Below are 19,318 nucleotides of genomic sequence, written 5' to 3' on the forward strand. Positions count from 1 at the left end.
GCTGTCCAGCACCAAGCGAACCGCGCGATCGCGGACCTCAGGGGAGAACTTGTTCGTCGTCTTGCTCATGGGGCTCCATCCTACTCAGGAGTGGGAGCCTCCGGCAGACCCGGAGCGGTTCAGTCACAAGAAAATCGTCATCTCCAGTCATATCGCCCAGCCTCAATCAAGCGAACCCTACGACGCGAAAAATTCACACCACGCGAGCATCACCGGTATTCTAATTGACCAGCCTGACAGAGCAAGTGACTTTCTTCGGCCTGCTGCCATCTTCCCAGCTTAATTTTGGCAGTCTCTATAGAGAGACTTGCCTTACCAAATTCTGGCAGCGCCGTAGTTTCGACACCTGACGTGCCCGCAGCGCGGCTGAGCGTCTAACTCACCCAACTAAATGCGTAGCTTGCCGCTGGCTTTGCCTTGCGATGCCTTATCTATATTCGTGCTGATGGTTAGAAAAATCAACCCGAGACCAACTCCCTCCACTATGGCTGCGGCAAGTTTCGCTATGCTGCCACAGTTGAAGTTGATGAAGTCATACGCGCTCAACATTAAGGCCCACCTGAAGCACCACAACCATGGCGCGCAGTTCACTCGCCTTCTGGACGGTGCCATGCCTGACTGGCGCGAGATCAAGGCTCGGCTCGATGCCAAGGTCAAGGTGCTGAACGGCTAGATTCTTCGAGCCTTCGGACCATGCCGGCCCGAGAATGCACCGCCCTTACTGACCACAGTGGGCGAGGCGAACTGCCTCGCTCGTGAAGCGACCACCAAGTCTGAGAAAGTCGGGAACCCGGTGTCGAACACGCCCGGGCCTCGCCTCGCGGCTGACCCGAGTCTCGCCTCGATTTCGGTCCTCTGACTCGCAATCGGGAGCGGCGCGAACGCATCCGAGACGTCCCCGAGATCACCTCGGAGCTAACCAAGCCTTCCCCCTGCCACCCGGCGCCATCCCACCACTTGCCGATTGGTCCGAAGGCCTCCGGGATTGCTTTTTTGACTCCACATCCGCATACACAAGCGAAATCGTCAGGATTGTGGAAACCTGAAATACAGCCACAAAGTCGGCCGGGAACGAGACTCGCAAAGTTCAATGAAAGCAACACGTAAGACCCAGGTAAGGTCTGCAGCGTTGAACTCGCCTGTGGGGTAACTCCCGTGGAAGTTCGAGTCTTCTCGACCGCACCACATCAAGGCATGCTGCGGACGGAAACGTCCCCAAGGGCTCCTTCGGGAGCCCTTTGCATTTGCGGATCCGGGACGCCGCCGGTTCGGGCCGCCCGGACCCTCACGCAGCGCCCGCCCACGCCTCGCATGAACGGCCGGACGCCGCCGCGCGCCCCCGCGGCGCGTCGGAGTTCCCCAGCTTCCGCAACGGAATAGCGCGCCACGGTGCGGTTTGGCGGCCGCGAGAGGCCCGCCGGATATCGACGCGGATGAACCGGCGCCTCTATGGTCCGCCCGGGGGCGGGGCGGCGACGCCGCGCCGGGGGGACCGTCGGGCGCAGCTCGGCGTCGCCGGCGGCCGTCCCTGGGGAAACACCCTCAGCACGAGGCGAAAAGCACATTCATGACGCGTTCCATCATCAAGGCGATCAAGCCGATCGCGGATTTCTACGCCGACGCGGTCTCCTTCGCGACGCAGGGCTACTACAGCTTCGACGCGCAGGACTGGGCCGACGCCCTGCCCAACCGCAAGTCGGCCAAGGCCATCGCGATCGAGACCGATTTCACCTACGCCATTCACAACCAGCCCGATTATGAAGCGAAGGTCGGCTACAAGTTCGTCGGCGACTTCTCGAAGAAGGGCGGCGTCTGGTCCGGCACGGTCGACAAGCTGCAGTTCCTGCGCGACGGCGAGGTCGTGGGCGTCATCAACCTCAACTCCGAGGTCGACATCTCCCGCGTCGTGAACGTGGCCGGCTCGGGCCTGATCTGGAACGAGCTGACGGTGACCGGGCTGAAGGGCGCGCTGAGCAAGACCCATGACCGGATCAACGGCTCGCTCGGCGACGACGTGATCAAGCTGGGCAAGGGCAACGACCAGATCAACGCCTCGCACGGGGACGACGTCGTCAAGGGCGGCGGCGGGATGGACTCGATCGACGGCTTCGACGGGAACGACAGGCTCTACGGCGGCGGCGGCGCGGACCTGCTGATGGGCAAGGGCGGCGACGACCGCCTGTTCGGCCAGGGCGGCGCGGACCGGTTCCAGTTCGACGGCCAGGGCACGAACGTCTGGACCGGCGGCAAGGGCGGCGACCTCTTCCAGGCCTGCGGCCTGCTGTGGGACAAGACCAGCCCCACCACGGTCACCGACTTCAAGGCCGCCCAGGGCGACAAACTGGACCTGTCCGGCCTCTCGGCGCTGCTGTTCGGGGAGGCGGACGAGGTCCGCTACATCGGCACGGAGGCCTTCTCGGGCGAGGCCGGCGTGGTCGAGATCCGCATGGAGGACGGGCTGGTCGCGATCGACGACGGCGGCGACGGGATCGCCGACTACGGCCTGATGCTCGAGGGGCTGGGGGCGTTCGACCTCTCCGACACCAGCTGGATCGCCCTGCCCGAGCCCTGGGCCTTCGCCTGACGCGCCCGGCCGGCGGCCCCCGCGGCCGCCGGCCCGAGCCCCCCGGTCTAGAGGATCTCGCGCACCCGCTCGGGCGGGCGGCACAGGCGGGTTCCCTTCGGGGTCTCGACGATCGGCCGCTCGATCAGGCGGGGGTGCGCGATCATCGCCGCGACCAGCTCGGCCTCGGAGCGGGCGGGGTCGGCGAGGCCGAGCTCGCCATAGGCCGCCTCGCCCTTCCTCAGCAGCTCGCGCGCCGTCAGGCCCATGGCCGCCAGCAGCCCCTCCAGCCGCGCGCGGTCGGGCGGGGTCTGGAGGTAGAGGACCACCTCCGGCTCGATCCCCGCCTCCCGGATCAGGGCGAGCGTGGCGCGGGATTTCGAGCAGGCGGGGTTGTGGAAGATCGTGACGGTCATCGCGCGGGCCCCTCGGCCGGGAACCAGCCGCGGGTGCGGTTGGCGAAGGCCACCAGCGACAGCATCACCGGCACCTCGACCAGCACGCCCACGACGGTGGCGAGCGCGGCGCCCGAGCCCAGGCCGAACAGGCTGATGGCGACGGCCACCGCCAGCTCGAAGAAGTTCGAGGTGCCGATCAGCGCGCAGGGCGCTGCGACCGAGAACGGCACCCGCGCGATCCGCGCCGCGAAATAGGCGAGGAAGAAGATCCCGTAGGACTGGATCAGCAGCGGCGTCGCGATCAACCCGATCGCCAGCGGCCGGTCGAGGATCACGCCCCCCTGGAAGCCGAAGAGCAGCGCCACCGTCAGCAGCAGCCCGCCGATCGAGGCGGGGCGCACCCGCTCCTTGAACGCGTCGACCGCGGCCTCGCCGCCCCGGCGCACCAGGCGCGCGCGCACCGCGACGCCTGCCAGCAGCGGCGCCACGACGTAGAGCCCGACCGAGAGCAGCAGCGTGCCCCAGGGCACCTCGATGTCGCCCACCCCCAGCAGGATCGCCACGATGGGGGCGAAGGCGAAGACCATGATCACGTCGTTCACCGAGACCTGCACGAGCGTGTAGTTGGCGTCGCCCCGGGTCAGGTTCGACCACACGAAGACCATCGCCGTGCAGGGGGCCGCGCCCAGCAGGATCAGGCCCGCCAGCCACTCGCGCCCCTCGGCCGGGTCGATCAGGCCGGCGAAGACGTGCTGGAAGAACAGCACCCCCAGCGCCGCCATGGTGAAGGGCTTCACGAGCCAGTTCACCACCAGCGTGATCGCCAGGCCCTTCGGCCGGTCCCAGACGTGGGAGAGGGAGCCGAAGTCCACCCCCACCATCATCGGGAACACCATCGCCCAGATCAGCACGGCGACGGGCAGGTTCACCTTCGCCACCTCCAGCGCGGCCAGCGCCTGGAAGGGGCCGGGCAGGATCTCGCCCAGCGCGATCCCCGCGGCCATGGCGAGCGCCACCCACACGGAGAGCCATTTCTCGAACAGGCCCAGGCCCCCGGGGGCGGGGGCGGCGTCGGTCTGCGTCACGGGCGGGTCTCCTCGGGCGGGGCGGAACAGGGGGACGGCGGGCAGGCGGGGGCGATCTGCTCGATCAGGGGGCGGCACAGCTCGGGCCGGCCGCCGCAGCAGTCCTGGAGCAGGAAGCCCAGCAGGGCGCCGAGCCCGTCGAGGTCGGCGAAATAGCGGATCACGCGCCCCTCCCGCCGGCTGCGCGCCAGGCGCGCCTGCTGGAGGATCGCGAGGTTGGAGGACAGCGTGTTGTGACGCACGCCCAGCCGCTGGGCGACCTCGCCCGCCGGCAGACCCTCCTCGCCCGCCTCGACGAGCAGGCGGAAGGCGTCCAGCCGGGTGGGCTGGCCGAGGGCGGCGAAGGCTGCGAGGGCGTCGGACGAGTCCATATGTCGGGAAATATCGACGGATCATCGGAAGGGCAAACGATTCGCCCCCTGCGCCCCTCGGCGCCCGGCGCCCGGGCGGCGGCGCAGGCTCCGCGACCGGGCGCGCCGGTCGGGGGCCCGAGCGCTCCCACGGGGGCGCGGCTGCGCGGGAGATCGCGGGAGAGGCGACGGGCGCGAGCCCATGCGCACGCGCCGCTCAGGGCGGGTCCCCGCGCCCCGAGGGCCGAAGTTCCGCCCTCAGGCCCCTCTCCCGCCCCGGCCCCGCCCCCTGCCCGGCCGTCCCGGCCTGCGCGCCACGCGTGCGATTCGACGACCCCCGAGGTCATCGACAGGCCGCGCGCCGGCCGCATATGTTGGCCCTCGCCATGCACCGCGCCGGCAGACGCGCGGGCCTCGGAGGAGATTTCGATGACCATCGCCCCACCCCCGGGGGCCGCGTCCGCGGCTCGCAGACGCCCCCGGCTCTATTACGGCTGGATCGTCGTCGCGGTCGCCTTCGTGACCATGGGCGTCGCGGTGACCGCGCGAACCGGCTTCGGCCTGCTGTTCCCCGAGGTGATCGCCGAGTTCGGCTGGAACTCGGGCGTCACCTCCGGCGCGTTCTCGGTGGGCTTCCTCGCCTCGACCGCCTTCCTGCCGGTGGTGGGCTGGATGATGACGCGCTGGGGCCCGCGCGGCTCGATCCCCGTGGGCGCCGCGATGGTGGCGCTCGGCTACGTGGCCGCGACCTGGATCACCACGCCGCTCGAGCTCTACCTCGCCTTCGGCCTGCTGGCGGTGAACGGCTCGATGGCGATGAGCTACATCACCCACTCGATGTTCCTGCCCAACTGGTTCGTGCGCAACCGCGGGCTCGCCATCGGGCTGGCCTTCGCGGGGGTGGGGGTGGCGAGCGTCGCCCTCCTGCCCGCGATGCAGTGGCTGATCGAGACCGAGGGCTGGCGCGCCGCCTGCCTCGCGGTGGCGGCGGTGACGGCGGTGGCGATCATCCCCCTCAACCTCGCCTTCCAGCGCATGCGCCCCGAGGACATGGGCCTGCTGCCCGACGGCGAGAGCGCGCCCGAACCCGGCGACGCCCCGCGCCAGGCGATCGACCCGGTGGTCGACCGCAAGTGGGCCGAGACGGACTGGACGCTGGGCCTCGCGATCCGCACGGCGCGGTTCTGGTGGATCGCCGCGGGCTATTTCTGCGGGCTGTTCATCTGGTACGCGATCCAGGTCCACCAGACCCGCTTCCTGATCGACCAGGGCTTCGGCCCCGGCGTCGCGGCGCTGGCGCTGGGCATGGTCGCCTTCTTCGGCATCGCCGGCCAGATCGGGGTCGGCGCGCTGTCCGACCGCTGGGGGCGCGAGATCGGCTGGACGGTGGCGGGGACCGGCTACATCCTGGCCTCGGCCTGCCTGCTGATGCTCGAGCAGGCGCCCACGGCCGCGCTGATGTGGACGATGGTGGTGGTGCAGGGGCTGCTGGGCAACGGCGTCTCGGCGATCTTCGGAGCGATCCCGGCCGAGGTCTTCCAGGGCCGCCGCTTCCCCTCGATCCTGACCGCGATCAGCCTGGTCGCCAACACCGGCGCCGCGGCGGGCGTGTGGCTGATGGGCGTGATCCGGGACGAGACGGGGGGCTACGCGGCCGGGTTCTGGCTGTGCCTGGTGCTGTCGGTGGTGTGCATCGGCTGCATCTGGGCGGCCTCGCCCCGCAAGGTGCGGCTGGTCTCGCGCCAGGCGGCGAAGCGGGCGGCGCGGGCGGCCTGAGCCGTCAGATCCAAGCCGTGGGGGCGACGCCCAGCGCCGGCCCGTGCAGCGCCAGCAGGAGCGCATAGAGCGCGAGGCCCAGCGCGGCCTCCGCCGCCAGCCGCGGAGAGGCCGCCCGGCGCAGCCGCGCGCCGAGGGGGCCGCGGGCGGGCGCGAAGCCCGCCGTCTCTCCCCGCCGCCGCGCCCGCCGCTCCAGCCCCCGCATCCCGACCAGGGCGAAGAGCGCGAAGCCCCCAAAGAGCGTGACCGAGACGAGGTCGCCGTTGGCCAGCGCATGGGCGCCGCCCCAGAGCGCGAAGGCCCACAGGATCGGGTGGCGCGTCAGGGCCAGCACGCCCGGCCGGGCCGCGTCGACGGGCCCGCCCCGGAAGGAGACCGAGACCGGATTGGCCCGCGCGGCCCCCGCCGCCAGCAGCATGCAGGCGAGCGGCATGACCGCGAGCGCGACCAGCGCCAGCGGGCGCGAGGGCGCCCAGAGCTCCACGTAGGGCGCGCGCAGGGCCGCCGAGATCAGCCAGGCCAGCAGCGCGATCGAGAGCAGCGAGTAGCCCAACACCCAGCGCCCCCGCCCCACCCGCGCCACCGCCGCGGCGCGCAGCCCGGTGGCCGCCGGCAGGACATGGGCGGCGAGGAAGACGGCGAAGGCGAGGGCGAACTCCGGCATGCCCCCTCATCGCCCGCGCAGGCGCGCCGGGCAAGCCGCCCCGCCCGCCCCGGTCCAGCGCATTCGATCGACCGGGGAGGCGCCGCGTCGACGGTCGCGCGGGTCGCCGGCCCCTCGCCCGCGGCGCATCCCGGCGTCGGCGCGTGGGGCGAAGGGGCGCCGGGCGGCCGCCGTTCCCCAGGAAGGCGCCCCCGTCCGCCCTGCCCCCGACCGCCCCAAGCGCACCGGCCGGGGCGCGCCGCGGGCGGGCGGGCGGCCGCGGGCGCGCGGGGCGACGCGGCGCTTTCGTCGCGGCCGGGGGGACCTCGCCGGCCGGCGCGCCCGCGCCGGGGCCTTGACCTCGGGCGTCGCGGCGCGTCCCCTGACGCTCGATCTGCAGGAGACGGACATGACCCTTGCCAGCGGGCGCGCCGGCGCCGAAGCCGCGCCCACGGACGAGCCGGGGGGAGCGCCGGAGGACGGGCCGCCCCCGCGCCAGCTCGACCTGCTGCGCGCGCGCCGCTTCTGGCCGCTGTTCTGGGTGCAGTTCCTGGGCGCCTTCAACGACCAGGTGTTCAAGAACGGCTTCATGGCCCTGCTGACCTGGCGCCTGGCCGAGCAGCTGGGCCTCGACGTCGACCTCCACGTCCTGATCGCCGGAGCGCTCTACATCCTGCCCTTCGCGCTGTTCTCCGCAGTCGCCGGCCAGATCGCCGACGGCGTGGACAAGGCGCGGATGATGCGCTGGGTGAAGGGGGCGGAGGTGGCGCTGATGCTGCTCGCGGCGCTTGCCTTCCAGGTCCAGAACATCTTCCTGCTCTACCTGCTCCTGTTCCTGATGGGCGCCCAGTCGGCCTTCTTCGCGCCGATCAAGTACGCGGTCCTGCCCCAGTACCTGGCGCGGCGGGAGCTGATGGCGGGCGCGGGCCTGGTGCAGTCGGCCACGTTCCTCGCGATCATCCTGGGCCAGATCCTGGGGCTGAAGGTGGCGCTGATGACCGGCGGCGCCACGCTGGTGGGCGCGGCGGTGGTGGCCGTGGCCCTGCTGGGCTGGGCCGCGAGCTTCATGGCCCCCTCCGCCCCCCGCCAGGGCCGCCCGCCCGAGATCGACGTCACCGTGGTGCGCGCGATCCGCGACGTGGTGCGCGGCTGCGCGCGCAACCGCCGGCCCTTCTTCGCGATCCTGTGCATCAGCTGGTTCTGGTTCGCCGGCGCCACCTTCCTGACCCTGATCCTGCCCATCGCCAAGGAGACGCTGCACGCCTCCGAGGACGCGGCCCTGGTGCTGCTGGCGGCCTTCGTGACCGGGCTCGCGCTGGGGGCCGCGCTGACCAACCGGGCGACGCGGGGGCGCATCGGCCTCGCCCTGCCGCCCCTCGGCGCGCTGGGCATCGCGGCGGGGGCGGTGCTGTTCTGGCTCGCCGCCACGGCCTACGGCGCGGGGCTCGACCGGGCGGGGCCGCTGCTCGACGCGGGCGGGTTCCTCGGGCGGGCGGACGCCTGGGCGGTGCTGGGGGCGGCCGTGGTGCTCGCCACCTTCTGCGGCCTCTACGTCGTGCCCCTGAACGCGGTCTACCTCGACGCCGCCCCGCCCGAGGAGCGGGGGCGCTTCGTCGCCTGCTCGAACATCACCGACTCGGCGGCGATGGTGCTCAGCTCGCTCTTCGCCATGGTCCTGCTCGCGGTCGGGCTGGGGCGGGAGGAGGTCTTCGCCGTCGTCGGCCTGACCGGGCTGATCGCCGCCGCCGTGATCCTGCGCCGCAGCCGCAGGGACCGGGCGGGCCGATGATCGCGCCATTCCCCCTCTGGACGCGGGGGCGCGCCTGCGCGACAACCCTTCGATGACCCCCACGACCGACTTCTGGAAGACCAAGACCCTCGCCGAGATGACGCGGGAGGAGTGGGAATCGCTCTGCGACCGCTGCGGCCGCTGCTGCCTGGTGAAGCTCGAGGACGAGGACACCGAGGAGCTGCTCTACACCCGGGTCCACTGCCGCCTCTACGATCCGCAGACCTGCGGCTGCCGCAACTATCCCCTGCGCCGCACGCTGGTGCCCGGCTGCGTGAACCTGACCCCCGACACGCTCGAGGAGGCGAAGGAGTGGATGCCCACCACCTGCGCCTACCGACTGCTGGCCGAGGGCCGCGACCTGCCCGAGTGGCACCCGCTGGTCACCGGCGACCCGGCCTCGACCCGGCGCGCGGGCATCGCCGCCGACGGGCGCAACTTCCCCGGCCGCCTGATCCATGAGGAGCGCGTGGCGGAGGAGGACCTCCAGGACCACGCCCTCGACGCGCCGCTCTGAGCGCCCGCCCCCGCCTTTTCCCAGCAGAGGATCCGCCGCGATGATGTTCGCCTCCGACAACGCCGGCCCCGCCGCGCCCGAGCTGATGCAGGCCGTCGTCGCGGCGAACGAGGGCGGCGCGATGCCCTACGGGAACGACCCCCTGACCGCCTCGGTCACCGAGCGGATCCGCGAGATCTTCGAGGCGCCGAAGGCCCAGGCCTACCTGGTCGCCACCGGCACCGCCGCGAACGCGCTGGCGCTCGGCACGCTCGTGCAGCCCTGGCAGACCGTCTACTGCCACCGCCGCGCCCATATCGAGGAGGACGAGTGCGGCGCGCCCGAGTTCTACTCCGGCGGCGCCAAGCTGACCCTGCTCGAGGGCGACCACGCCAAGATCGACGCGGGCGAGCTCGCGCGCGCGCTTGACGCGGGCGCGCAGGCGAGCGTGCACAACGTCCAGCCCGGCGCGGTCTCGATCACCCAGGCGACCGAGTTGGGCGCGGTCTACACGCCCGCCGAGGTGCGCGCGCTGGCCGACCTCGCCCACGCCCGGTCCCTGCCCGTGCACATGGACGGCACCCGCTTCTCCAACGCGGTGGCGCGGCTGGGCTGCTCCCCCGCCGAGCTGAGCTGGAAAGCCGGCGTCGACGTTCTGTGCCTCGGCGCCTCCAAATGCGGGGCGATGGCGGCCGAGGCGGTGATCTTCTTCGATCCCGACGCGGCGCGGACCTGGGAGTTCCAGCTGCGCCGCAAGCGCGGCGGGCACCTGTTCTCGAAGATGCGCTACGTCTCGGCGCAGATGGACCGCTGGCTGACGGACGGGCTGTGGCTCGACCTCGCCGGCCGCGCCAACGCCGCCGCCGACCGCATGGCGGCGGGGCTGGCTGAGGGGAACCTCGCCACGCTGCTGCACCCGGTGGACGCCAACGCGCTGTTCGTGGAGCTGCCCCGCTCCGCCCACCAGCGGCTGCACGCGGCGGGGGCGAAGTATTACCTCTGGCCTTTCGACCAGCCGCTGGAGGGGCCCGGCGACGAGATGCTGAGCTGCCGGCTGGTGTGCAACTGGGCCACCACCGAGGCCGAGGTCGACGCCTTCCTCGCCGCCGCGCGGGGCTGAGCGCACACGCGGGCCGCGGCCGGGGCGCGAGGCCCGGGCCGCGGCCCGTCGCTCAGGCGAAGATCAGGTCGTCGAAGCCCGGCGCTTCGCCCCGCTCGGTGTCGAAGCGCCCGATCACCTCGCCGAACAGCAGCGTGTTCGAGGTGCCGTCGCCCAGGTCCTGCACCGTGACGTCGGTCCGCTCGACCGGGCCGTCGACGTCCGTCACCACCAGCCGGTCGGTCCCGGACTGGAAATCGCCCACGAAGATCGTGTTCGAGGTGCCGTCGACGACCGTCTCGAAGCGGTCGCGGCCGCCGCCGCCGAAGAAGGAGTCGTCCCCGCCGCCGCCCACGAACCGGTCCCGGCCCCCCTCTCCGTAGAGCACGTCGTCCCCCGCGCCGCCGTTCAGCAGGTCCGCGCCGGCGCCGCCATGCAGCCGGTCGCGTCCGCCGTCGCCGTAGAGGGAATCGTTCCCCGCCCCGCCGTAGAGCCGGTCGCGCCCGGCGCCGCCATGGATCAGGTCGGCGCCGCGCTCGCCATGGGCGGTGTCGTTCGCCCCGCGCCCGTCCCAGACGTCCCCGCCCTCGCCCAGGAAGACGGTGTTCGAGGTCCCGTCCCCCACCGTCGGCGCGCCGCCGCGGGCGGAGACGGCGGACGCCGCGGCCGTCGCGGGCGCGCGGCCGGCGGCGGGCGCGAAGACGATGTCGGCGTAGACGGGCGTGTCGCCCTCGAGGTGGTTGAAGTAGCCGATCCGCTGGTCGCCCATCGCCACGATCACCGGCAGGCCGGAGTGATCGACGATGCGGAACGCCGCCTCGCCCAGGTCCTCGAAGCCGTGGACCACGATGCGGTCGCGGCCGCTCTCGAAATCCATGATGCACGTCAGGCCCTTGCCGGTCTCGAAATGGAAGGCGTCGGCGCCGCGGCCGCCGTAGAGCTCGCCCTGCCCGCGCGCGCCCCACAGGTCGTCGTCGCCGCGCCCGCCCCAGATGAAATCGGACTGCCCGCCGCCGCGCAGGTCGTCGTCGCCGGTCCGGCCGTAGAGGCTGTCGTTGCCGGCCCCGCCGCGGATCCGGTCGTCGCCGCCCTGCCCGTCGACGCGGTCGTCGCTCCACTCATGCCCGTCGCCGGTCCAGCGGTCGTCGCCGGAGCCGAGCAGCAGGATCTCCCCGGCGCGCGGCGCGGCGGCGGCCTCGATCGAGGCCCCGATCTCCGCGGCGAAGGCGGCCTTGCGCCCCCCGCCGCCGCCACCGCCTCCGCCAAGGTCGAAGACGCGGGTCACGATCTCGGACGGGGCGCCGCCGAAGCCGAAGGACTGGTCCGCCCAGCCGATCATCAGCTTGCCGGCCTTCGTCTCGACGATGAAGGGGTCGTACTGGGGACCGGTCTCGGTCTTGTTGGCCTGCACCTCCTTGCCGTCGCGCGCGCCCTTCGCGGTGAAGGCCGCGGCGTGGATCGAGGACGCGTCCCCCGCCCCGCCGGTCTGCGTCCAGGCGAGCGCGAAGCCCCCCGACTTCAGCGCCGTCAGATCGAAGAAGCCCGAGGTCGTCGCGGCGCCGTCCTTCGGCACGCCGATCAGGTCGCCCACCGGCTTGCCCTTGGCGTTGAAGAGCTGCGCGACCACCGTCTCCTGCCAGTCGGGGCTGCCGTTGTCCTTCACCGGCCCGCCTTCCAGCCAGGCGACCACGAAGCCGCCGCCCTTCAGCGCCGCGACCTGCGGCTGGTCGACCTTCTCGCCCAGGCTGACCTTTCGAAGCTCCCGTCCCGCGTCCGAGAGCGTGCGCACCACGATCTGCGCCAGGTCGTCGACCACCACCACCCGCTTGCCGTTCTTCAGCTCGGCGAGGTCGGGGGTCAGGCCGCCGCCGTCGACGAGCAGCTTCTCCTTGCCGACGAACCGGCCCTTTGCGTTCACCTCGCGCCAGTAGAGGTCGCTCTCGGTCTCGCCCAGCGGGTCGCGGTCGTCCTCCCAGATCATGAGGGCGTTCCCGTTCGACAGGGGCGCGACCTGCGGGCGGGCCTGGGAATCCTCCGAGGTCGAGGCGGGCGTCAGCTCCGGCCCCAGGCGCTTGCCCGCGCCCGAGAACACCTGCGCCTGCGCCTCGGGGTCGCCGCCCACCAGGTTGTTGTGCCAGGCGACCATGAAGCCGCCGTCCTTCAGCGCCTCGACCTGGGGGTTGAGCTGCTGGTCCTCGGGCGTGCGGTTGACCTCGAACGGCTTGCCCGCGGGACGCCCGTCGGGGCGCAGGATCCGCGCCGAGACGAGCGAGAACTTCTGGTCGACGGTCGCGTCCTCGCCCGCGAGGACCGCGTTGTTGATCCAGGCGACGACGACCTTGCCGTTCTCCAGGACCGCCGCGTCGGGCTGCAGCCCGCCCGCGGGACCCAGCGCGCCGACGGCCCGTTCCTTGCCGCCCTTGCCGATGCCCATGTCTGGAATTCCTTCGTCCCGCCGGCCTGTGCAATGGCGCCGGCGCTTCCCCTTGCGGAAAGTTCTCCTCCCGCGGCCCGGACTTGGCAACGGTTTTGAAAGGCCCGACGCGAAACGCTTGCCGGAGGAGGGGCGCGCCGTCCCGAAAATGGAAACGCCGCCCGCAGGACGGACGGCGTCGGATCGCAGGTCGCGGCGGAGCGCGGGGCGGGCCGAGGCGCCGCCCCCGCCGGCTCAGGCGGAGGGGCCGCCCACGTTGTCGCCGTCGCCCTCGGCGGGGTTCTCGGCGTCGAAGCCCAGGGTGTCGGGCTCGAACTCGTAGTGCGCCCCGCAGAACTGGCAGTCGGCGGTGACCTTGCCGTCCTCGGTCGTCATGTGGCCGATGTCGCGCGACGAATACTGGGCGAGCGCGGTGACCACCTTCTCCGCCGAGCAGGTGCAGCCGAAGCCGACCGGCTGCGGGGTCCAGACGCGGGGCGTCTCCTCGTGGAAGAGGCGCACCAGCAGCTCCTCGGGGGAGACGTGGGGGCCCAGCAGCTCATGCGTCTCGACGGTGTCGAGCAGCATGTTGGCCCGGGTCCAGTCCTCCTCGTGCCCGCCCATGGCGGCCACGTCGGCGGCCATCATCACGCCGCCCTCGCCCGAGCCGCCCGCGCCCGAGCGCAGCGGCGAGGCGGGCGGCATGTGCTGGAGCATCACGCCGCCCGCGCGCCAGGCGCCGGCCTCGCCGGGGGCCGTCGCCTCGGCCGAGGCGATGGCGAAGCGGGTCGCGATCTGCTCGGACTGGGCGAAATAGGCCTCGGCCGAGGCGGCGAGCGAGCCGCCGGCCAGCGGCGTCAGCCCCTGGTAGGGCTGGCCCGATCCGTGGTTGATGATCACCGCGAAATAGCCCTTGCCGAACTGGCCGAACGGATCCGCGGCCTCGTCCAGGCGCTCGGCGTCGTAGCCGGCGTAGGCGCGCAGGCGGGCGGGCGCGCCCTCGGTCTCGGGGGCGAACCAGTCGGTGGCGACCAGGCGGATCGGCCCGTCGCCCCGCACCTGCAGCGACAGGCGCCACTGCAGCTTCAGGGTCTGGCCGATCAGGGCGGTCAGCATGGCGGCCTCGGCCACCAGCCCCGCGATCGGGCGCGGGTAGGCGTGCTGGCCGAGGATGGTGGCGAGCGTGGCGTCGAGCCGGGCGGCACGGCCGCGCATGTCGCAGCGGTCGAGCTGAAACGGCAGAACGGCGTCGTCTCCGGGGGCGCCGCCCGGGTGGACGGCGGACCCGCCGGCATGAAGGTCCAGCGGCATGGGAATCTCCTCGGGCCGGCGAAAGGCCGGCCTGTCGGGGGCGATATAGATTCCATGGCCGCCCGGCGCCACCCCCGCCGCCGGCGCCCCCCGGCGAGGCGTGACGCATACGTCACGCAGGGAAGCGCCGCTTCTGCCCGCGCGCAGGCGGGATCCAGCGCGCCCGCGGCGCAGGGCGGATGGCGGCGCGGGCGGCGGGCGGGGACCGGACGCAGGCCGCCGCTTGGCCGGAGGGGCCTGCGCGCGCCGCCCGCGTCCCGCCCCCTGCGCCCCACGCGCCCCGGGTCCCGCGCGCCGCGGGCAGGCCGCCGGCCCCCGGCGCGACCGCCGACGCGGCGCCTGCGCGCCCGCGAGCCTCCCGGCGCAGGGTCCTAAACGCCCCCCCCCCGCGACGCCGCGCCCCTTGCCCCGGCCCGCGGCCGGGAGGATGGTGCCCGCCATGCGCCGCTTCGGAGATCCTTGGCGTTCCGACGCCCCTTACCGCGAGCGCCCGGGCGCCTATGCGGCGATCCTGGGCGGGGGCGTCAACGCCGGCCGCCTGCTGCTCGCCGCCACCCCGAACGAGGGCGAGAGCTTCCTCCTGCCCGGCGGCGGCATCGACCCGGGCGAGAGCCCGCTGCGCGCCCTGACCCGCGAGGTCTACGAGGAGACGGGGTGGAGCGTTCAGCCCCTCCGCCGTCTCGGCGCCTTCCAGCACTACCGCTGGATGCCCGACTATTCGATGTGGGCGCGCAAGATCTGCCGCATCTACCTGTGCCGCGCCGGCCGACCGCTGGGCCCGCCGGTGGAGCCCGACCACACCCCCGTCTGGATGCCGGTCGCCGAAGCCGCCCGCCGGCTGAGCGTGGAGGGCGAGCGCCATTTCGTGGCGCAGCTCGCCCGTCGCATGGCATGCTGACACGGCGCCCCGAGAAAGAGGTTCCCATGACCCGATCCCTCGCCGACCTGATCCCCGCCCTCGCCCGGGCCGTCGCCCCGGCCGTCGCGACCTCCGCCCGCCGCGCCGGCCTGGCGCTGGCAGCGCTGGCGATGGGCGCGGGCCTCGCCGCCCTGCCCGTCGCGCCGACGGCGGACGCGGCCTCGTCGCGCTACGACTCGAGCTTCCCCAACATCACCGACGAGGACGACGACTACTCCCCCGGCGCCCCGCCCGCCGGCCGTTTCGAGAGCGGCGGCGGCCCGATCCGCGAGGTGCGCATGGATCCCTCCGACCCCGGCCGCTACGTCGGCGTGTGGGAGGGGCCCTTCAAGCTGATGAACATGCGCTATTTCGAGACCGAGGGCGGCATCGTCGGCCGCGCGCGCCTGACCATCGCCGACGTTCAGGGCACGCTCGCCCGCGGCCTGATGCGCATCGAGCTGGAGGGCGAGGAGCGCCCGGTCGAGCGCTGGACCGGCGCCTTCACCAAGTCGGGCCACATCATGGTGCTGAACGCCCACGCGATCCTGTTCCAGCAGGGCCGCCAGCGCTACATCGAGGCCGACATCCAGCTCAACAACGGCAAGTTCTACCGCATGCGCCTCAGCCGGATCGAGTGATCCGGGCCGCATCGCGAAGACGTCCCGAAGGGGGAGAGGCGCGCCTCTCCCCCTTCGTCGTTCTTCCTTCGACTTCGGCGGATTGGGACGGGCCGCTCAGTCCCAGTCGGGCATCAGCTCCGGCCGCGAGGGATCGCTGACCAGCCGCGGGCCGGTCGCCAGGGCGTCGATCTCGGCGATCTCCTCCGCGGTCAGGGTCACGTCGAGGGCGGCCGCGTTCTCGGCCAGCCGCGCGGGGTTGGCGGTCTTCGGGATCGCGATCGCGCCCTTGGACAGGATCCAGGCCAGCGCCGCGCCCGCCGCGCTCACCCCGTGGGCCTCGCCGATCCGGGCCAGCGTCTCGTCCGTCGCCGCCTTGCCGCGGGCGAGCGGGATGTAGGCGGTCAGCGCCATGCCCAGCTCCGCCAGCGCGTCCAGCATCGCCGACTGGTCGAAGAACGGATGGAACTCGACCTGGTTGGTCGCCAGCGGCACGTCCGCGAGCTTCGCCGCCTCGCGAAGCTGCCATCTCGGGAAATTCGAGACGCCGACGTTCGCCGCCAGCCCGTCGGCGACGAGCTTGGTCAGGGCCGGGATCGTCTCCTCCAGCGGCGCGGTCTTCGAGGGCCAGTGCAGCAGCATCAGGTCGACGTGGTCGACGCCGAGGTTTTTCAGCGAATCTTCCGCCGCCGCGCGCAGCCGGTCGGGCGCATGGTCGTCGGGCCAGATCTTGGTGGTCAGGAACACGTCGGCGCGGGGCACGGAGGCGGCGCGGATCCCCGCGCCTACCTCGGCCTCGTTGCCATACATGCGGGCGGTGTCGACATGGCGCCAGCCCTCGGCGAGGGCGCGGGCGACCATGTCGGTCGCCTCCCGTCCCCGCAGCTTCCAGGTGCCGAACCCCAGGGCGGGGATCGTCGCGGCGCCGGCCTGAACGGTTTTCATGGGGCGGTCCTTTCGGGTCTGGCCCCGGCCTTGGCGGCCCGGGGCGGAACGGCGGGAGCGGCGGCGAGCGCCGCCGAGAGCGCGTCGAGGTCGATGGCGTGCAGCGTGTCCGCCGGCCCCTCCGCCACCCCGTCGTCGCGGGCGGCGGCGACCAGGGCCGGCAGGTCGGCGCCCTCGATCAGGTCCACGCGGGCGGCGATCCAGTCCGAGGGCCGGTCCCACCAGCGCAGCGCCAGCATCGCCTCGACGGCCGGGGGCGACAGGCGCATCCGGATCACCCGCGCGGGATTGCCGGCGAGGATCGCGTAGGGCGGCGCCTCGCCTTTCAGCACGGCGCCCGCGGCGAGGATCGCCCCCGCCCCGATCCGCGCCCCCGGCAGCGCCAGCGCGCCATGGCCCAGCCAGGCGTCGGGCCCGACCTCGGTGTCCGCGAAGGGGCCGCAGAGCCGCGCCCAGTCCGCCTCGGCCGTCGGCCCGAAGGTGCGGAACGGATAGGTCGAGAGCCCCCGCATCGGATGGTCGGCCGAGGCGGTGACGAAGCGCACGCCGTGGGCGACCTGGGCGAAGGCCCCGATGCGCAGCCGCTCGGGCGCCCCGGGATAGAGGTAGGGGGCGAGGCGGGCGGCCCAGTCCGTCACCGGCTCGAAGTCGTTGGCGTAGGCGTGGGGGCCGACCTCGATGTTGGGATGGTCGATGACCTCGGCGAGGTGCACGACGTTGGGGTGGGCGGTTCCGTCGGGAAGACGGATCGGATGACGCGCGGCGGCGTCGAGACGAAGGCCTTGCATGGCGCTCTCTCCTGGAGGTCCGGGGACCGCATGGGTCCGGGTCGGGCTGGGTCAGGCGAGCGTCTGGTCCATCGTCTCCTCCCTCGGCGGGGCGCCGCGACGCCGGGCATCCGCGGGGCGACGGTCCGGGGAAAGCTAGGGGCCTGCGGCGGCGTGGACAAGGGGGGCGCGACGGCGCCGGGCCGCAGGCGGAGCGCAAGGCGGTCGGGGCGGCCCTCGCCCGCCGCTGCGCGGCGCTCTCGCCCCGCCCGACCATCCCCGTCGCAGTCCCGGTCCCTTCGTCTCCCGCCCGGCGACGCCGCCCGTCGCGCAGCCGCCGCGGTTCCCCGTTGCGCAACGGCGCGCGGTCGCGCGAAATGGGCCGACGCGTCGCAGGTCCGGCGCCCGAATTTCGCCGCGGAGCCGCCCGAGGGTCCGCCCCGATCGCAACCGCCTGGAACGCTCGATGACCCCACGCCTTCCGACCCTGCTCGCCGCGGCGCTGCTCCTCGCGGGCTGCGCGCTGGCGCCGGACGCCCCGCCGCGGATGGCGCTGGACCAGGGGGAGCCGCAGACCGCCTCCCCCCACCCGGTCGAGGCCCGCACCGGCCACCGCGCCGCCATCGAGCCCGCGGTGCAGGGCGAGGGCGCCCGCAGCGGCCCCGTCGCCCTCGTCACCGCCGCCACCCTGCCCGTGGCGCCCGCGCCCGGCGCGCCGGATTCGCCGCTCGAGGATCCGCTGACCTGCCTCGCGCGGACCGTCTATTTCGAGAGCCGCGGCCGCGCCGAGCGCGAGCAGACCGCCGTCGCCTGGGTGGTGCTGAACCGGGCCGAGGCCTCGGGCTATCCCGACGACGTGTGCGAGGTGGTCAAGCAGGGCGGCTCGGCCCGGCCCTGCCAGTTCAGCTGGTTCTGCGACGGCCGCCCGGACGAGGCCCGGCACGCGCGCGAATACGCCCAGTCGCTGAACGTGGCCCAGAAGGTGCTGGCCGGCGAGGTCGAGGACCCCACCAACGGCGCCAACATGTTCCACAACCTGACCGTGCGCCCCTACTGGACGGCCAAGGCCAAGCTGATGGCCCAGATCGGCGCGCACCTGTTCTGGAAGCTCTGACCAGGCCCCGGGCCGGGCCGCGCCGCCCGCCCCCCTCGCCCGCCGGAAGCGGGGTCGGCGGGCGGGCGAGGCCGGGCGCGCAGCGCCTCGGCGAGCGCCGCTCCGCCGCCCCCTATCTCAGGTATCGGTCGAAATGCGCGATGGTGCGGGACCAGGCGAGCTCGGCCGCCGCCTCGTCGTAGCGCGGGGTCGAATCGTTGTGGAAGCCGTGGTTCACGCCCGGGTAGATGTGCGCCTCGTAGGTCTTGCCCGCCGCCTTCAGCGCCGCCTCGTACTCCGGCCAGCCGGCGTTGATGCGCTCGTCGAGCTCGGCGTAGTGCAGGAGCAGCGGCGCCTGGATGCGCGGCACGTCCTCGGCCTTCGCCTGCCGGCCGTAGAAGGGGACAGAGGCGCCCAGCTCCGGATAGGCCACCGCCAGCGCGTTGCACACGCCGCCGCCGTAGCAGAAGCCCACGCAGCCCACCTTGCCGGTCGAGCGCTCGTGGCCCATCAGCCACTCCGCCCCCGCGAAGAAGTCGTTCATCAGCTTCGCCGGGTCGACCTGCTTCTGCAGCTCGCGCCCTTCCTCGTCGTTGCCCGGGTAGAAGCCGACCGAGGTCAGCCCGTCCGGCGCCAGCGCCAGGAACCCGGCCTTGGCGACGCGCCGGGCGACATCCTCGATGTAGGGGTTCAGGCCTCGGTTCTCGTGCACCACCAGCACGGCGGGCATCTTCCCCTCGACCTTCGCGGGCGTCACCAGGTAGCCGCGCACCTCGCCGTGCCCCTGCGGCGAGGGATACATGACGTATTCCGGGGTGATGTCGGGATCGGTGAACTTCACCTGCTCGGCCAGCGCGTAGTCGGGCTTCAGCGCGTTCAGCAGGGCCGCTGCGGTCATCCCGCCCACGGCGAACTTCGCCGCCCGGTCCAGGAACTCCCGTTTCGAGATCCGGCCGTGAGCGTAATAGTCGTAGAGGTCCAGGAGCTCCTGGTCGAAGTCGGCGGCCGTCAGGCGGCGGGGGGCGTCGGCGGGCCCGTCCATGGTCGTCTCCCTCTCGTCCCGGCGCCACCC

General features: G+C 73.0%; 18 protein-coding genes. 9 read left to right on the plus strand and 9 right to left on the minus strand.

All coding sequences use genetic code 11. From position 1 onward, the window contains the following. Window positions 1-505: 505 nt before the first annotated feature. Window positions 506-673: a YgjP-like metallopeptidase domain-containing protein gene (locus P2H44_RS14775; RefSeq protein ID WP_275764609.1), complete on the plus strand. Its 168-nt coding sequence runs from the start codon at window positions 506-508 to the stop codon at window positions 671-673. 894 nt (window positions 674-1,567) lie between these two features. Then, a complete protein-coding gene (locus tag P2H44_RS14780) occupies window positions 1,568-2,584 on the plus strand; it encodes a calcium-binding protein (protein ID WP_275764610.1) in 1,017 nt (338 codons plus the stop codon). A 47-nt stretch (window positions 2,585-2,631) separates the two neighbouring features. Here P2H44_RS14780 and arsC read toward each other — a convergent pair whose 3' ends face one another. Genes arsC through P2H44_RS14795 form a run of 3 tightly spaced genes read right to left on the minus strand, consistent with a single transcriptional unit; the run spans window position 2,632 to window position 4,417 of the window. Further along, window positions 2,632-2,979, minus strand: coding sequence for an arsenate reductase (glutaredoxin) (arsC, locus tag P2H44_RS14785; RefSeq protein WP_275764611.1), 348 nt, complete (start codon window positions 2,977-2,979; stop codon window positions 2,632-2,634). Continuing rightward, on the minus strand, window positions 2,976-4,010 hold the full coding sequence (gene arsB, locus P2H44_RS14790; protein ID WP_275765081.1) for an ACR3 family arsenite efflux transporter: 1,035 nt from the start codon (window positions 4,008-4,010) through the stop codon (window positions 2,976-2,978). The genes arsC and arsB overlap by 4 nt, the downstream gene beginning before the upstream one ends. Window positions 4,011-4,042: 32 nt before the next feature. After that, the gene (locus tag P2H44_RS14795) at window positions 4,043-4,417 is read right to left on the minus strand and encodes an ArsR/SmtB family transcription factor (protein WP_275764612.1); all 375 of its coding nucleotides are present in this window, start codon (window positions 4,415-4,417) and stop codon (window positions 4,043-4,045) included. Between the two features lie 408 nt (window positions 4,418-4,825). Here P2H44_RS14795 and P2H44_RS14800 point away from each other — a divergent pair, with 408 nt between their 5' ends. Beyond that, window positions 4,826-6,172 (plus strand): MFS transporter, encoded by a 1,347-nt coding sequence (locus P2H44_RS14800; RefSeq protein ID WP_275764614.1) that lies wholly within the window; start codon window positions 4,826-4,828, stop codon window positions 6,170-6,172. Window positions 6,173-6,176: 4 nt separating this feature from the next. On the opposite strand, the gene P2H44_RS14805 is transcribed toward P2H44_RS14800, so the two are convergent. Beyond that, on the minus strand, window positions 6,177-6,836 hold the full coding sequence (locus tag P2H44_RS14805) for an NnrU family protein (protein WP_275764615.1): 660 nt from the start codon (window positions 6,834-6,836) through the stop codon (window positions 6,177-6,179). A 388-nt stretch (window positions 6,837-7,224) separates the two neighbouring features. Here P2H44_RS14805 and P2H44_RS14810 point away from each other — a divergent pair, with 388 nt between their 5' ends. Genes P2H44_RS14810 through P2H44_RS14820 form a run of 3 tightly spaced genes read left to right on the plus strand, consistent with a single transcriptional unit; the run spans window position 7,225 to window position 10,220 of the window. After that, window positions 7,225-8,604, plus strand: a complete 1,380-nt coding sequence (locus tag P2H44_RS14810) for an MFS transporter (RefSeq protein ID WP_275764616.1) — start codon at window positions 7,225-7,227, stop codon at window positions 8,602-8,604. 52 nt (window positions 8,605-8,656) lie between these two features. Beyond that, entirely contained in the window at window positions 8,657-9,121 is a 465-nt protein-coding gene (locus tag P2H44_RS14815) for a YcgN family cysteine cluster protein (RefSeq protein ID WP_275764618.1), read from the plus strand. A 40-nt stretch (window positions 9,122-9,161) separates the two neighbouring features. Continuing rightward, entirely contained in the window at window positions 9,162-10,220 is a 1,059-nt protein-coding gene (locus tag P2H44_RS14820) for a threonine aldolase family protein (RefSeq protein ID WP_275764620.1), read from the plus strand. A 52-nt stretch (window positions 10,221-10,272) separates the two neighbouring features. Here the strand turns inward: P2H44_RS14820 and P2H44_RS14825 are convergent, their stop codons facing one another. Together P2H44_RS14825 and hslO are read right to left on the minus strand one after the other, a co-directional pair. Then, window positions 10,273-12,633, minus strand: coding sequence for a calcium-binding protein (locus tag P2H44_RS14825; protein WP_275764621.1), 2,361 nt, complete (start codon window positions 12,631-12,633; stop codon window positions 10,273-10,275). A gap of 234 nt (window positions 12,634-12,867) precedes the next feature. Then, window positions 12,868-13,923, minus strand: a complete 1,056-nt coding sequence (gene hslO, locus P2H44_RS14830) for an Hsp33 family molecular chaperone HslO (RefSeq protein ID WP_275764622.1) — start codon at window positions 13,921-13,923, stop codon at window positions 12,868-12,870. A 439-nt stretch (window positions 13,924-14,362) separates the two neighbouring features. Here hslO and P2H44_RS14835 point away from each other — a divergent pair, with 439 nt between their 5' ends. After that, the gene (locus P2H44_RS14835) at window positions 14,363-14,821 is read left to right on the plus strand and encodes an NUDIX hydrolase (protein ID WP_275764623.1); all 459 of its coding nucleotides are present in this window, start codon (window positions 14,363-14,365) and stop codon (window positions 14,819-14,821) included. A 26-nt stretch (window positions 14,822-14,847) separates the two neighbouring features. Further along, window positions 14,848-15,462, plus strand: a complete 615-nt coding sequence (locus tag P2H44_RS14840) for a hypothetical protein (RefSeq protein ID WP_275764624.1) — start codon at window positions 14,848-14,850, stop codon at window positions 15,460-15,462. 96 nt (window positions 15,463-15,558) lie between these two features. Here P2H44_RS14840 and P2H44_RS14845 read toward each other — a convergent pair whose 3' ends face one another. Together P2H44_RS14845 and P2H44_RS14850 are read right to left on the minus strand one after the other, a co-directional pair. Next, window positions 15,559-16,386, minus strand: a complete 828-nt coding sequence (locus P2H44_RS14845) for an aldo/keto reductase (protein WP_275764626.1) — start codon at window positions 16,384-16,386, stop codon at window positions 15,559-15,561. After that, entirely contained in the window at window positions 16,383-17,174 is a 792-nt protein-coding gene (locus tag P2H44_RS14850; RefSeq protein WP_275764627.1) for an LbetaH domain-containing protein, read from the minus strand. The genes P2H44_RS14845 and P2H44_RS14850 overlap by 4 nt, the downstream gene beginning before the upstream one ends. Before the next feature lie 445 nt (window positions 17,175-17,619). Between P2H44_RS14850 and P2H44_RS14855 the strand changes: the two genes are divergently transcribed. Beyond that, window positions 17,620-18,267 carry a cell wall hydrolase gene (locus P2H44_RS14855; RefSeq protein ID WP_275764628.1) on the plus strand — a complete coding sequence of 216 codons (648 nt, stop codon included), beginning with the start codon at window positions 17,620-17,622 and terminating at the stop codon, window positions 18,265-18,267. 112 nt (window positions 18,268-18,379) lie between these two features. Here the strand turns inward: P2H44_RS14855 and yghX are convergent, their stop codons facing one another. After that, complete coding sequence (gene yghX, locus P2H44_RS14860) at window positions 18,380-19,288, minus strand: YghX family hydrolase (protein ID WP_275764629.1); 909 nt, start codon at window positions 19,286-19,288, stop codon at window positions 18,380-18,382. Window positions 19,289-19,318: the final 30 nt, after the last annotated feature.

The sequence above is a fragment of the Albimonas marina genome (assembly GCF_029223255.1).
GTDB lineage: Bacteria > Pseudomonadota > Alphaproteobacteria > Rhodobacterales > Rhodobacteraceae > Albimonas.